A 13,735-nucleotide genomic window follows, 5' to 3' on the forward strand; every position below is an offset into this window, starting at 1 on the left:
ACAGAACGCCGTACGCACAAAGAGGGTCCGGGACGCACCCGGACCCTGCCTGACAACTACGGTTTCTTGAACAATCGCCAGTCGATCAACACGACGGCCGCGACGCAGAGCATCGTCACGCCAAGGGCGACCGCCGGGCCAATGGACGCAGGGTTCACCGGCACCGTTACGCCGACAACGATGCCCGCCAGGAGCAGACCGAAGACGACGTCGATGAGTACGCGGAACGCCGAGGATGCCTGGCCCACGCTTGTCCTCCTCTCACCTACTGACCTGGGAAACCGCCCGAGCACGCGATCACCCAGAACCAGTTGAGTTCCGCGCGAATGATGAACTCCGCGCCACAGGCCGACTGCCATATCGGGTTCCAGCGCTGACGGCCGGCGCAGTCAGCCGTGTCCTCCGCGATCCGGAGCGCCTCCCACCTGTACGACTCCCAGCAGTCACGGGCAGTCCGCTGGAGCACGACCTGGCGCAGACGCGCACCATGTTTGCGCAGGATGCGCTGGACCATCCGATTCGGGGCCCCGACGTCGCCGTCGAGCAGGCCCACCATGGCCGCCGTCACTGACGTCGACTCGGCCGCAGGCGAGTCGTCGTCTTCCAGTTCCCCTGCCAGCAACCTGAACGCCGCCACGACGTCAGAGCCGGCCAGCAGGTTTCTGACCTGCAACAAGTCGCGCTTGGTGAGCTTGGTGGCCGACAAGGCTCGCGTCCGCCCGTCGCGCGTTACCGAGAGCGAGCCGCTCGCATCCGCACGCAGAACGACGCGTTCGTTCTCCGCAGCCAACACGACCTCGAGATGGTCCGAGTAGACCGTCTTCTCGTACCGCACTCCCGGGCTTTCCGCCAGGAGTTGTGTCCCGCCATCAACGGTCATCCGGGTCTCGAAGAGCACGCCATGCCCCGCCTGGCCGGCGCTCGCAGCCGGTCGGACCGTTGGCGCTGCCTGGCTTCTGGGCCGCCCGGTCGGCGGCGAGCCGAGTGCCGCGGTCGATCCCACGAGAATCCCTGCCGCGGCCAGCAGCAGTACTGCGTGAATCCACGACTGACGCTCCATCCCACACCTCCGGATCGCCGGGTCGAGTCGTTGTCGACCCGGAGCCAGTGTGCGACCTCCTGGATGGCCCAGCCCGCCTCACTGGCCGTGTTGCCGGAGGCACCCGGCACTGCGCGGCACGCCCCGCGCTGGCCGACCTCGCTGTCGTTCCGTGTCCAACCCCGGAGTCCGGTTGCCTGCACGGCCCATCCGGGATTTGGCCCGCTACCCTCCTGTCACAATGAGCTCTGCCGCAGCCGGGCGAGGATCCGCAGGGGTCGGCGGAGCCTGCCACGCGGTCAACGCGTCAACCCCCGTCCCCTCGTGCGGACGGCGACGCAGATAGGCTTGAAGCGTGTGGTAGCTGATCCCGAGGATTCGACACGCGTGCCGCTTGTTCTGGCCGCACCGTTCGAGCACCAGTTGGGCATAGCGCGTCGCCCATGCCCGCATCGTGTCGTCACGCATCAACGACGGGAGCAGGATTTCCGCGCAGTCGCCGCGTAACGCTGGCGGCAGATCGTCGATGGTGATCCACTCTGAACGCGCCAGCGCCACTGCCCCTTCGATCACCCTCTCGAGCTCCCGGACATTGCCGTGCCAATCGTAGATCGCCAGGGCCTCGGCGGCCGACGTCGTCAACGTGAGCGGACGCGGCGTTTGGTAGCGAGAGAGGAAGTGCTCGCTGAGCGCGGCGATGTCCTCGCGCCGATCGCGAAGCGGCGGAACGTGCAACTCGACGCCCGAAAGGCGATAGTACAGATCCTCGCGGAAAGCCCCTCGCGCCGCCAACTCTCGAAGGCTCCGGTTGGTCGCCACAACAATGCGTGCGTCGACTTTTCGGCTGCAGTGACCGCCAACCCGTTCGACCGTCAGCTCCTGGATGGCCCTCAGCAGTTTGGCCTGGGCGGCTGGCGCCAGATCGGACACCTCGTCGAGGAAGAGCGTGCCGCCATCCGCGTGCTCGAACTTTCCACGCCGCCCCCGGACGCCCGTGGCCGTCCGGTCTTCGATCCCGAACAACTCCGCCTCGAGCAGCGACTCGACGATAGCTGCGCAGTTGACGGCGACAAACGGCCCGTGCCGCCGCCAGGACGAGTCGTGGATCAACCGGGCGACCAGTTCCTTGCCCGTGCCGCTCTCACCCTGGATGAGCACCGTGAAGTCCGTAGCGGCAACGCGCGCGATGTGTTCCCGGAGGGTACACATGACCTCGCTCGTACCGACCAGTTGCGAGACCGCCGGGGCGGCGCGCCGGGTCGTCGGCGCCGTCTTGGTCGACACCTCCGTCAAACGCCAGTCAATCTCCACGACCAGCGCCGCGACGTCGCACGCCAGGCGCAGCAACTGATACCCCCATTCGTCGAGCCGCGGCTCAGCCGCCAGAGCCACTTCCATCACGACCGTAGGCTGTCCCTGGCGGGTCGGCACATCGAGGCGAACGGCGCCGGGCGGGGACGGTGGTGTGCCATCCCCGCCCGACGGCCGGTCGCGGAGCCTGACGGACTGGGCCTTCAACAAGTCCCGCAGTGCCAGCTCGAGGCGCGGACGCAGAAGGAATGGCTCGCCGCCGCCGCGGACTTGGTGGGCGAGCGAGCTGAGGATGAGGGCCATCCCTCGCCGTCGGTCCCGGCTTCGCATCCAGCGACGTGGTGCCCTCCTGCCCCCCTGAATCACTGGGCGTTCGTCGGCGCTGATCATCGTGCCCTCCGGAGCAGACGACACTATCACTGCCGATTCCAGCTTCAAGCGTGGTGCCAAGCCGAGTCTGGTCGTCAGGCGGTCGAATGGCTCCTGTCACGGAACGCCGTCGGCGAACGCGGTCGCCGGCGGGTAGTCGTTACCCATCCGCGCTGACGCATCGTGCTCGCGTCTGGGCACCGCATACCCTGCCGGCGCTCTGGTGTCAAACCGGTATGCAAGGTGCCGCTCGCGGGGCGCTGCCTCCAGTCGGTCAAGTGCTCGCTCGAACATGAGCGCGGCCTTGTAGCGAACGCCCTGGTCCGGAACGAGGGCCGAGACACGGCAGCGAAGAACCCGTGCCGTGACCGTCCAGCGCCAGCCGGGCGCCGCCAACTGGAGTTCCACGCAGGTGCCGGGGAGCAGACGGGTGGGAGCCTCGATGAGAGCGCCTCCTGCCGAGAGGTCGAGCAGGCCGATCTCCCGACCTGGACGCACCCTGGCGCTCGTGATCCATCCGCAAGCCTGATCGCTCACCCGCTGGCAACGGCGACGATCGGGCGTCGGGCAGCCCGTCACCGTGGTTCCCACGACCCTGATGAAAAATTGAACGTGAGGGCTCGGATGCGTCCGGTGGCCCCGAGCACGCGCACGGCCAGCTGATGCGGTCCTTGTCCGCCAATGTAGACAGTGCCTGAACTCGACGTCCCTGTGGGACTGAAGGAGATCATCCGGCTGCGACCGACCCGGATCGGGTCCGCCTGGTCGGCGCCGTCGGCTCCATCGATTGGCTCGGCCAGGTCGAGGATGCGGAAGCCGACGCCAGGAAAGTGGTCGGATAGCCGCTCGTGCGCCCGGATGAGGGGATCGATACCCGCGGCGATCTCGGCCGTGCGAACGCCGTTCCCGTTGCCGTCAGCGTACATCGCCCACCGGAAGTCGCCGGCTTCCGCCTCGAAGCGGACGGCGACGTTTGCGCGGCGCTTCAACGCCTCGAGTCGGGCGACGTGCAGCCGCGATGCGACATAGTCCGCGGCGCCGACGGCTCGTACCCCGGCGCGGGCGATCAGCCAGGCCGGTGTCGCAACACCGACGAGCACCAGCATCAGTGCCACACAAACGACAAGTTCGATGAGCGAATACCCTCGGCGCGACATTGGGGTTCTCCATCAGCGGCGGGCACCCGGAGGGACGGCCGACGGGCGATACAGCGCAGGTCCGGCCCGAGTGGGCGGCGTCCATGCAGCGACCAGCCCTCCGGCGATGCCCGTCGTTCGGCCCTGACGCCTATTGGGGCTGCCCGCTGGCCGCGACGGGCTTTGGCTGGCCGATCGTGATCAGGGGTTTCAGCTTGAGGAAGTTCTTCTCTCCGATCCCCTTGACGTTCATCAGGTCCTCGAGCTTCTTGAAACTGCCGTTCTTCTGACGGTAGTCTACGATGCGGGCCGCCATCTTCGCCCCGATGCCCGGCAACGCGTCGAACTGGTCGGCGGTGGCCGTGTTGATGTTGACGACGGTCCCGGCCGGGACCTTCGAGGTTCTGGCCGGCGCTGCTGTCTGCGCAGCCACCACGAGATGGCCGACGACCAGCGCGATGAGACACAGAGCCGCCACGGTACTGACTCGGCGCATGACTCCTCCCTTTTTGTGTGCGATCGACCTCGGCGATGTGCGCGTTATCCACTCACCTGCAACGGCCCCCGGCAGGCCGCCCAGCATCGGTTCGAGGTCGGGCACCGCCACCGCGACGGCCAACCGGGGTCACCCCCCCTCGAGGCAAGCGCGCTGCCGGTATTCGCTCTACGGGTTCGTCAGTCCAAACAACTGTGCTTCAGACGTGTTAGCGTTACAGCGGATGGGAGCGCGCTGGTGGCAGTGCCGGCGCGCAGCGCCAGCGACCACCGCGGTTGTCACTCTGACCAAGACGACACTCAGAAGGGCCGGAAACTGGGGCCAGAACGGGCAACTGCAGTTCTCTGGAGGGCGCCACAGTTGCGGGAACGGCTGCTGATCGATGCGATGTGAATGCCGCCGGCGGCAGAAGAGGGTCGCCGTGTTCGGCGCGCTCGTCGTGGCGCTCACGGCGTCGCCAAGGCCGACGCTCGGTCAAACCCCGGCGCCCCCTGTTCGGTCGACCTCTGGATCGAACGTGCAGATCGGTTTCGAAGAGCGGTTCCGGACGGAGCACTGGAACGACATCGTCGATCACACCTCGGCGGCTGCCGACGCGCGACGCCAGTACCGGTTCCGCACCCGGGTCTGGACCAAGGTGTCGTTCGGCTCCCGGTGGTCGTTCTTCGTCGGTCTCAACAACGAGTCCAAGGCGCAGACCGAGCCGAGCCTGCCGCTGACACTCGACGAGACGATCATCGAGAACCTGTACGTGGACCTCAGACCGACCGAAGCGCTGGCGATTCGTGTCGGCCGCCAGAATCTCGCGAGAGGTGACGGATTCATCCTCTCCGACGGAACGACGGGCGACGGGTCGCGGAGCTTCTACACCAACGGGGTGACGCTCGCGTGGACCCCGAGGCCTCAGGCCAGACTCGAACTCATCGCGCTATCCGACCCGCATCGGGACATCTACTTGCCGGTCATCCGCGACAAGAAGAAGAGCCTCACCGAATGGAACGAGCGGTTGCTCGGCGCCTACTACACCGACACGCGCGCTGCCGGCACCGATGTGCAGATCTACTGCCTTTGGAAGGACGAACGCGGCGACTCCCGGCCGCCCGGCCATCCGCAGCTCCAGCCGAATCGTGCGGTGAACACCCTGGGTACCCGCGTTGCGCGCGGAGTTGGTGGCGCGTGGACGGTGACGGGTGAGTTCGCGGGGCAGTGGGGCACGCAGGCTCCCTCGACGTCGATTCGGGCGTGGGGCGGCTACTTGAATGTCCGGCGAGCCTTCGCGCGCGCATGGAAGCCGACGCTGCTGGTGGGTTATACGGCGATGTCCGGTGATGATCCTGCAACGGCGAAAAGCGAGCGGTGGGATCCCGTGTTGAGCCGATGGCCGAAGTGGAGCGAGCTCTACATCTACTCGCTCGGACCAGAAGTGGGCGCTTCCTACTGGACGAACACCGCGCTGTGGCAGGCGGAGGCCACGTTCGTCCCCCACCGCTCGTTGAGTGTGAGGGGGACGTACTACTACCTCACGGCCTTCCACCCGTTCGCCGGCAGCCCAGACACATTCGCCAGCGGCACCTCGCGGGGACACCTCGTACAGGCGCGCGCCGATCTTCTGCTGAGCCCAACGCTGAAGGGCCACGTCCTCTACGAATACCTGGTCCCGGGGACGTTCTACTCGCACACCGCATCGGGGTACTTCTTCCGCGCCGAACTGGTCTGGGCGCTGCAGAAGACCTGGACGTTGGGAGGCTAGCGCGTCAGGCGACATCCGCCTGCCGATACCACGCCAGCGTGCGCTCGAGGCCCTGACGGAGGTCGACGGTGGGCTCGTACCCCAGGAGCCGTCTTGCCCGCGTGATGTCGGCCTGGGAGTCGCGCACGTCCCCGGCGCGCGCGTCGGAGTACACCGCTTCCATCCGCACCCCGAGCAGGTCGCACAGCGTGGTGAGCAGATCGTTCAGGCTGATGCGTCCGCCGGTGGCCACGTTCATCATCTGACCGGCAACGCCCGGGGCGTGGCACGCGCGGAGCACGCCGTCAACGACATTTGCGACGTACGTGAAGTCGCGCGTCTGCCCGCCATCGCCGTAGATCATCGGCCGCTGGCCGTGCAGGAGCGCCGTGATGAACAGCGAGATGACACCGGAATAGGGCGATGAAGGATCCTGGCGCGGGCCAAAGACGTTGAAGTACCGGATGGTGACGGTATCGAGGCCATACAGCGTCGTGAACATTGCCAGGTATTGCTCGCCGACGAGCTTCTGCAGGGCGTACGGCGACAGCGGCTTGGTCGGCATCTCCTCGTGCTTCGGCAGCGTGGGCGTGTCGCCGTACGCCGAAGACGATCCGGCGTAGACCAGACGCTTGACGCCGGCGTCGCGGGCAGCCACCAGGACGTTCAATGTCGCGTCGATGTTCGCGCGGTTGGACGTCACCGGGTCCTTGACGGACCTCGGCACCGACGGGATGGCCGCCTGGTGAAGCACGTAGTCCACGCCGTCGACGGCGTGCCGGGCGACATCGCCGTCAGCCAGGTCGCCCTGACGGAACTCGACTTGCGGCACGTGCGCGAGGTTTTCACGCTTGCCGGTGATCAGGCTGTCCACGACGCGAACCCGCTCGCCGCGGCGAACGAGTTCTTCCGCGAGATGCGATCCGATGAATCCGGCGCCGCCGGTCACGAGATACAAGGACATAAGCGCAGTGATTGGTGGCCAATGGCCAATAGCCGGTGGTTAGTGTTACTCGCAGTGGGCCGAGCGTAGAGAGAGCGCCGCAGAGAAGCCGTAAGCCGAATTCTGTCCGCCTCCGCCCGCCTTCGCGCGCCTCTCGGCGCACTTTGGCAGGCTTCGGCGGGACGATCATTCCTCTAGTCCCGCCATCACTGGCGGGCTCCAGCGACCTACCCGGAGGCCTCGGACGGGCCGTCCTATGGCGCCTCCCTATTTGGTCTTGCTCCGTGCGGGGTTTTGCCTGCCACCGGCGTTGCCGTCGGCGCGGTGCGCTCTTACCGCACCTTTTCACCCTTACTCGCCTCCGCCCTCCGGGCGACGGCGCAGCAAGCCATGTGCTCACCACGCCGCGCTCCGCAAGGCAGGCCACGAGGGCCTGCCCCGACGAAGCGCCGAAGGCGCAAAGTCGGGCGGTATATTTTCTGTGCCACTTTCCTTCAGGTCACCCTGACCGGGCGTTACCCGGCGCACTGCCCTGCGGAGTTCGGACTTTCCTCTCCCCACCGGCGTCTCCCGTCACGCGGACGTGGCGGGACGATCGGCGAGCAGCGATCGTCTGGCTTCCTGCGGCAAATTGTCAAAGAACGCGGAGACTACCCGTCGGTCTCCTGGCTGATCCTGTAGAACTCCAGCTTCTTGTACAGATTGCTGCGCGGCGTTCCGATCACCTCTGCGGTGCGCGAGATGTTCCATCCGTTGTCACGCAGTTTCTGCACGAGGAAGCTGCGCTCGGAGGTTTCCTTGAACTCGCGTAGCGTCGCCGCGGCCCGCGACTCCCCCCCATTATCCGTGGGAGCCGGACGAGCGTCAAACCGCAGCGCCTCGGGAAGGTCATCGGTGTCGACCGTGTCTCCCGGAGACATGATGATCATCCGCTCGACGGTGTTCCTCAATTCCCGGATGTTGCCTTTCCACCGATAGCGTCGCAGCGCCTCCATCGCCTGCGGCGTCACCCGCCGACGGCGGAAGTTGTTCTCGCGCGCGAGGGCATCGAGAAAGTGCTGAACCAACAGAGGGATGTCTTCCGCGCGTTCCCGGAGCGGCGGCACGAAGACAGGAATGACGCTGAGCCGGAAAAACAGGTCCTCGCGGAACGTCCCCTTCTCGATCTCGCGCTCCAGGTCCTTGTTGGTGGCGGCGATGACCCTGACATCGACTCGGATTGTCCGCGACGACCCGACGCGCTCCACCTCTCCTTCCTGGAGCACGCGCAGCACCTTCGCCTGGGTCTTCAGGCTCATGTCGCCGACTTCGTCGAGGAAGATGGTTCCCCGGTCGGCCTGCTCGAACTTCCCAATCTGCTTCTCGGTCGCTCCAGTGAAGGACCCCTTTTCGTGACCGAACAGCTCGGACTCGATCAGTTCCTCGGGAATGGCGGCGCAATTCACCTGGACGAAGCGCTCGCGACTTCGGAGACTGTTGCGGTGGATGGCACGAGCCACCAGTTCCTTGCCAACACCGCTCTCACCCTGGATCAGCACGGTTGCGTTGGTCGGCGCCGCACGCCGCACGGCTTCCATCACCTGACGGATCTGCGGAGAACTGCCGACCATCTCGTGCTTCGACTCGACCGCGCGCCTCAGGTCCTTCACCTCGTCCTTCATGCGGCGCTGTTCGGTCGCGTTGCGAATGGTGACGAGGATTCGATCGGTGGCCAGCGGTTTGTCGATGAAGTCGAAGGCACCCCGCCTGATCGCGTCGGCCCCTGTGGCACCGGTCCCATGGCCCGAGATCATCACGATCGGCACGTCGGTCATCGCCTTGACCCGGTCGAGCACTTCGAGGCCGTCCATTCCTGGCATCTTGATGTCGAGGAACACGAGGTCCGGTGACTCACGCTCGACCACCGTAATGCCGTCCGGCCCGGAAGACGCCCCGATGAACTCGTAGCCTTCGTACTCGAGAATCATCCGCATCGATTCGCGGACAGCCGCATCGTCGTCGATCACCAGAATGCGAGATTTCATGGCGTGCTTTCGACGCGCACTGTGCGCAGCGCGTGTTGCCCACCGGGCATCAAGACGAACAAGGCCAGCACCTGGCCGGGTTTCGCCGCCGCCGTCAGACGACGGTAGTCGGCTGCCGACGACACCGGTTGGCGGTTGACTTCGAGGATGACGTCGCCTCGTTCGATCTCGGCATCGTACGCAGGACTCAGCGGCTCGACCTTTGAGACGATCGCGCCGCGCACGCCGCTCGGGAGCCGCAGGTGTCTCACGATCTTCTTGCTCAGATCCGCCACCGTCAGACCAATCCCTCCGCCAGAATTCGAGCGGTCGATGTCCGACGGCGCCGGGCCAGACCCGGCCGGCTCGCCGTCTGCCTCGCGGCCCGGCCGCTCGGCGAGCGTCACCGTCACGTCCTGCGCGTGCCCGTTCCGCACCAGCCGGATTCTCACGCCCGTCCCCGGGTCGCGCGCAGAGACGGTCTTGATGAGATCATCATCGCTGTTCACGGCATGGCCGTCCACGGAAACAATGAGGTCGTAGGTCCTCACGCCCGCGCGTTCGGCGGGCGAGGCAGGCGAGACGTCTTCGACCAGGGCGCCATCCCCGTCCTTCAGCCTGAGCGACTCCCGCAGGTCGGGGTCGACCTCTCGCAGCGACACGCCGAGGTAGCCACGGACGACGCGCCCGCGCGCCTTGAGCTGCGCGAGGCTCCCCGTGGCGATGTCGATAGGCACGGCGAAGCCGATACTGCTCGAGTGCGAGCTGATGGCCGTGTTGATCCCGATCACTTCGCCGCGTGCGTTCAGGAGGGGGCCGCCGCTGTTGCCGAAGTTGATCGCGGCGTCGGTCTGAATGTAGTTGTCCAGGCTCCGATCGAACAACTTGCGCCCCAGGTAGCTGACAACGCCCACCGTCAGCGTGTGCTCGTAGCCGAGCGGATTGCCAATCGCGCACACCCACTCCCCGACGCGTAGTTGCGACGAGTCGCCAAGCGGAGCGGTGGGCAAGGGCGCGTCCGCATCAATCTTGAGCAGGGCGATGTCGGTGTCGGGATCGGCTCCGATCAGCCGCGCTCGCAGGCTCCGCCCATCCGCCAGCTTCACCGTCAGGCGGTCGGCCCGGTCGATGACGTGCTGGTTCGTGAGGACGTAGCCGGCCGGATCGATGATGAAGCCGCTCCCTTCTCCACGACGCGGCGCATCACTGCCGTCGGGGGATGGGGTCTCGTCGGACGGATCGTCCAGCGGATCGACGAACTCACGGTCCGGCCTTCCGCCGTGACGCCGACCATGCGAGGTGGCGTCGACGTTGACAACCGCCGGATTGATCCGCGCCGCGACGTCAGCGAAATTGACCGCGCCAGCCGGAGTAGGCTCCGTCGGACGGCGGCTCGGTGTGGCACCCGGGCGCGTCTGGACGACCGCGCCGGCCGAGAGGGGCTGGAGCGACCCGGCGACCGTGAACCCGGTGAAGAACGCAACCGCGCCGGTGAGCGCAATCGCCACGAGTGCAAAGCGCAGGTTCATTTAGTTATTATAAGCACTGGTCGCCGCCGGCTTCGGACCCTGCGAGGAGCGCCAGCAGTTCTGGTTCCCCGATCGTCCGCACTCCGAGGGCACGCGCCTTGTCCAGCTTGCTGCCCGGCTCGTCGCCCACGACCAGGTAGCTCGTGTTCTTGCTCACCGAGGTCGCGACTTTCCCGCCGAGTGCCGCGATCGCGGCGCTCGCCGCGTCGCGCGACAGCGTGGGCAGCGTGCCGGTGATCACGAAGGTCCGGCCAGCGAGCCTGTCGCCTGCCCCTGTTGCCTCCTCTGTGGACGATGGAGCCACTGTCCTCACGCCGGCTTCACGCAGGCGTTCGACCAGTTGACGGTTGCGTGGCTCGTCGAAGTACTCGCGAACGGACGCGGCGAGCACCGGGCCGATCTCGTGAATCTCGGTCAGGCGTTCGACGGGTGCGTCTTCCAGCGCTTCGACCGAACCGCAGGACTCGAGCAACACCTGCGCCGCGCGCTCGCCGACGTGGCGCACTCCGAGCGCGTAGAGCAGGCGCCAGGGGTCGTTCCCTCGACTGCGGTCGATCTGCTCGAGCAGGTTCTGAGCCGATTTCCGACCCATGCGCTCGAGGGCTTCGAGCTGAGGCGACGTCAAGCGATAGAGGTCGGCGAAGTCCTTCACGACACCGGCGCCGATCAACTGCGCCACGAGCGCCTCGCCCAAGCCCTCGATGTTCATCGCCCGTCTGGACGCGAAGTGCTCGAGGCTTCGCCGGAACCGTGCGGGGCACGCGATGTTCACGCACCGCCACACCACCTCGTCCTCCGGCTTGTGCAGCTGGCTGCCACAGGTCGGGCATTCCTTCGGCATCTTCCAGGGGACGACGTCCGGTCCTCTCAGCGAGACAACCGGCTTGACGACCTTGGGGATGACCTCCCCGCCCTTCTCGATCAGCACCACGTCGCCCGGCCGGATGTCCCGGCGTGCAATCTCCTGCTCGTTGTGCAGCGTCGCCATCTGGATCGTCGAGCCCGACAACCGAACGGGTTCGAGCACCGCGTACGGCGTCACGGCTCCCGTCCGGCCGACATTCACCTCGATCTTCAGCAGCGTGGTGGTCGCCTGCTCGGGCGGAAACTTGAACGCGATGGCCCACCGGGGGAACTTCGCCGTCGCCCCGACCCTCTCGCGCAGCGCGAGTTCGTCCAGCTTGATCACGACGCCGTCGGTATCGAACTGAAGCGACCGGCGCCGCTCCTTCCACTCCTCGCAGTAGGCGAGCACGGCCTCGACGCCGCGGCACGTCCGCCAGTTGGGCTCGACGGGAAATCCGAGCGCGCGCAACCGCGTCAGCATCTCCGAATGGCGTCCCGCGACGTCGCCGCGGCGATCGATGAGCTGGTAGACGAAGGCCGAGAGCCCCCGCCGCGCCACCTCGCGCGGGTCCAGGTTTCGCATCGTCCCGGCCGCGGCATTCCTGGGGTTGGCGAACGCCGGCTCGTCGTGGTCCTCCCGCTCGTGATTGATGCGCTCGAACATGGTTCGCGGGAGGTAGACCTCGCCCCTGATTTCGAGCCGTCCGGATGCAGCGCCGCCGGGCAGCGTCAACGGGATGGCGCGAATCGTCCTGACGTTGGACGTGACGTCTTCGCCTCGGAACCCGTCACCGCGCGTGACGCCCCGAACCAGACGTCCGTCCTCGTACGTGAGCGAGATGCTGAGACCGTCGATCTTGAGCTCCGCCACGTAATCGAGATCGGTCGCCGCCACCCCGTCGTCCGCGAGCCCGCGCCGCAGCCGGTCGTCGAAGGCGCTCAACTCGTCCTCGTTGTACGAGTTGTCGAGCGAGAGCATCGGGCTCTCGTGCGCCACGCTGACGAACCCTTCGGCCGGTCGTCCGCCGACGCGCTGGGTCGGCGACTCGGGGGTGACGAGTTCAGGGTGCTCACCCTCAGCCGCCTCGAGTTCCTTCATCAAGGCGTCGAACTCGGCGTCCGAGATCTCGGGATCGTTCAGGATGTAGTAGCGCTCTTCGTGATGCCGGATGCGGGCACGGAGGTCAGCGATGCGTTCGGCGGGTTTCACGACGCACTCCTTGGCACCGGACAAGAGAGTACAAATCGGATCAGCGGTCGCGGGAGAGCACGTAGTCGGAGAGCGCCATCAGCGCCTCCCGCTCGGGACTCGGCGGGAACGCCAGGAGGCTGGCTTTCGCGCGGGCGCTGAACTCGGTGGCTTTCTGATAGGCGTAGTCGAGCGAGCGGTGTTCGCTCAGGCAACCGGAGAGTTCGCGCCAGCGCTCCGATGTCACCTGCCGGTCGTTCACAATGTCGGCCAGCGTCTGGCGGAGGCCGGGTCCTGCGACCCGCAGCAGGTGAATCAGAGGCAGCGTCAGCTTCCCCTCGCGCAGATCGCTGGCGATCGGCTTGCCCAGGACCTCTTCCCTGCCGGTCAGGTCCAGCAGGTCATCCACGAGCTGAAAGGCGACGCCGAGGTTGGAGCCGTAGTCGCGCAGCGCGCGCTGGCGCTCGGGTGTCACATGGCCGAGGAGGCCACCAATTTCCGCACACCCACCAAACAGGTCCGCGGTCTTGCGCTGGAGGATGTCGAAGTGCTCGTCCTCGGTGATGTCGACGTCGCCGTTCTTCGACAACTGGTACAACTCGCCTTCAATCATGCGAAGCGTCACGTCGCACAGGATTCGCACCACGTCGAGCGAGTCCTCTGTCAGCGCCAGCGCCATCGACTTGATGTAGAGGTAGTCGCCCAGCAACACGGTGACATCGTTGCCCCACCGGGAGTGGACCGCCTGCCGGCCCCGGCGGAGCGTCGAGTCGTCGACGATGTCGTCGTGCACGAGCGTGGCCGTGTGGATGAACTCGACCACGGAGGCGTAGAGAACCGCACGGTCGCCCGAGTAGCCCGAGAGCCGGGCGGCCATCAGCAGCACCGCGGGGCGCACTCTCTTTCCGCCGGCGTCCTGGATGTAGCGACCGATCTCCGGAATCAGCGCGACCCTCGATTCGACGTGACGAGCGAATTGACGCTCGACCTCGTCGAGGTCGACACGGATCGGTTCGAAGATGTGGGCGAGACCGACTGGAGATTTTTCCACAGCGTGCTGAGTCTGATGATCACACCATAGTTGCGCGGGGAGTGTCAACGCACGGGAAGGCGCGCGCGACCCGTTCGGGGCGGTTCGAGACACC

12 protein-coding genes and 1 other RNA gene are annotated in these 13,735 nt (G+C 66.5%); 1 reads left to right on the top strand and 12 read right to left on the bottom strand.

The window, feature by feature from the left end:
* Window positions 1-56: 56 nt before the first annotated feature.
* The 6 genes from VGK32_06745 to VGK32_06770 form a co-directional block, all read right to left on the bottom strand.
* The gene (locus VGK32_06745; protein ID HEY3381448.1) at window positions 57-248 is read right to left on the bottom strand and encodes a hypothetical protein; all 192 of its coding nucleotides are present in this window, start codon (window positions 246-248) and stop codon (window positions 57-59) included.
* 17 nt (window positions 249-265) lie between these two features.
* On the bottom strand, window positions 266-1,060 hold the full coding sequence (locus VGK32_06750) for a hypothetical protein (protein ID HEY3381449.1): 795 nt from the start codon (window positions 1,058-1,060) through the stop codon (window positions 266-268).
* Window positions 1,061-1,264: 204 nt separating this feature from the next.
* The gene (locus tag VGK32_06755) at window positions 1,265-2,653 is read right to left on the bottom strand and encodes a sigma-54 dependent transcriptional regulator (GenBank protein ID HEY3381450.1); all 1,389 of its coding nucleotides are present in this window, start codon (window positions 2,651-2,653) and stop codon (window positions 1,265-1,267) included.
* Between the two features lie 183 nt (window positions 2,654-2,836).
* A complete protein-coding gene (locus VGK32_06760; protein HEY3381451.1) occupies window positions 2,837-3,217 on the bottom strand; it encodes a hypothetical protein in 381 nt (126 codons plus the stop codon).
* A 77-nt stretch (window positions 3,218-3,294) separates the two neighbouring features.
* Window positions 3,295-3,876 (bottom strand): GspH/FimT family pseudopilin, encoded by a 582-nt coding sequence (locus VGK32_06765; GenBank protein HEY3381452.1) that lies wholly within the window; start codon window positions 3,874-3,876, stop codon window positions 3,295-3,297.
* A gap of 130 nt (window positions 3,877-4,006) precedes the next feature.
* Window positions 4,007-4,351 (bottom strand): helix-hairpin-helix domain-containing protein, encoded by a 345-nt coding sequence (locus tag VGK32_06770; protein HEY3381453.1) that lies wholly within the window; start codon window positions 4,349-4,351, stop codon window positions 4,007-4,009.
* 517 nt (window positions 4,352-4,868) lie between these two features.
* Between VGK32_06770 and VGK32_06775 the strand changes: the two genes are divergently transcribed.
* Window positions 4,869-6,101 carry an alginate export family protein gene (locus tag VGK32_06775; GenBank protein ID HEY3381454.1) on the top strand — a complete coding sequence of 411 codons (1,233 nt, stop codon included), beginning with the start codon at window positions 4,869-4,871 and terminating at the stop codon, window positions 6,099-6,101.
* Window positions 6,102-6,105: 4 nt separating this feature from the next.
* On the opposite strand, the gene VGK32_06780 is transcribed toward VGK32_06775, so the two are convergent.
* The 6 genes from VGK32_06780 to VGK32_06805 all read right to left on the bottom strand — a co-directional run bounded on the left by VGK32_06780 (window position 6,106) and on the right by VGK32_06805 (window position 13,641).
* Window positions 6,106-7,044: an SDR family oxidoreductase gene (locus VGK32_06780; GenBank protein ID HEY3381455.1), complete on the bottom strand. Its 939-nt coding sequence runs from the start codon at window positions 7,042-7,044 to the stop codon at window positions 6,106-6,108.
* Between the two features lie 80 nt (window positions 7,045-7,124).
* Window positions 7,125-7,644, bottom strand: an RNA gene (rnpB, locus tag VGK32_06785) — RNase P RNA component class A.
* Window positions 7,645-7,673: 29 nt separating this feature from the next.
* Complete coding sequence (locus VGK32_06790) at window positions 7,674-9,047, bottom strand: sigma-54 dependent transcriptional regulator (protein ID HEY3381456.1); 1,374 nt, start codon at window positions 9,045-9,047, stop codon at window positions 7,674-7,676.
* Entirely contained in the window at window positions 9,044-10,555 is a 1,512-nt protein-coding gene (locus tag VGK32_06795; GenBank protein ID HEY3381457.1) for a Do family serine endopeptidase, read from the bottom strand. The genes VGK32_06790 and VGK32_06795 overlap by 4 nt, the downstream gene beginning before the upstream one ends.
* A 7-nt stretch (window positions 10,556-10,562) precedes the next feature.
* A complete protein-coding gene (gene ligA, locus VGK32_06800; GenBank protein ID HEY3381458.1) occupies window positions 10,563-12,611 on the bottom strand; it encodes an NAD-dependent DNA ligase LigA in 2,049 nt (682 codons plus the stop codon).
* Window positions 12,612-12,651: 40 nt separating this feature from the next.
* A complete protein-coding gene (locus VGK32_06805; protein HEY3381459.1) occupies window positions 12,652-13,641 on the bottom strand; it encodes a polyprenyl synthetase family protein in 990 nt (329 codons plus the stop codon).
* Window positions 13,642-13,735: the final 94 nt, after the last annotated feature.

Source organism: Vicinamibacterales bacterium, assembly GCA_036504215.1.
Taxonomy (GTDB): Bacteria; Acidobacteriota; Vicinamibacteria; order Vicinamibacterales; family Fen-181; genus FEN-299.

Excerpts from the sequence above, each read along its gene's own strand:
- VGK32_06750 (HEY3381449.1), bottom strand. The coding sequence starts at position 1,060 with ATGGAGCGTCAGTCGTGGATTCACGCAGTACTGCTGCTGGCCGCGGCA.
- VGK32_06755 (HEY3381450.1), bottom strand. The coding sequence starts at position 2,653 with ATGGCCCTCATCCTCAGCTCGCTCGCCCACCAAGTCCGCGGCGGCGGC.
- VGK32_06765 (HEY3381452.1), bottom strand. The coding sequence starts at position 3,876 with ATGTCGCGCCGAGGGTATTCGCTCATCGAACTTGTCGTTTGTGTGGCA.
- VGK32_06770 (HEY3381453.1), bottom strand. The coding sequence starts at position 4,351 with ATGCGCCGAGTCAGTACCGTGGCGGCTCTGTGTCTCATCGCGCTGGTC.
- VGK32_06780 (HEY3381455.1), bottom strand. The coding sequence starts at position 7,044 with ATGTCCTTGTATCTCGTGACCGGCGGCGCCGGATTCATCGGATCGCAT.
- VGK32_06790 (HEY3381456.1), bottom strand. The coding sequence starts at position 9,047 with ATGAAATCTCGCATTCTGGTGATCGACGACGATGCGGCTGTCCGCGAA.
- VGK32_06795 (HEY3381457.1), bottom strand. The coding sequence starts at position 10,555 with ATGAACCTGCGCTTTGCACTCGTGGCGATTGCGCTCACCGGCGCGGTT.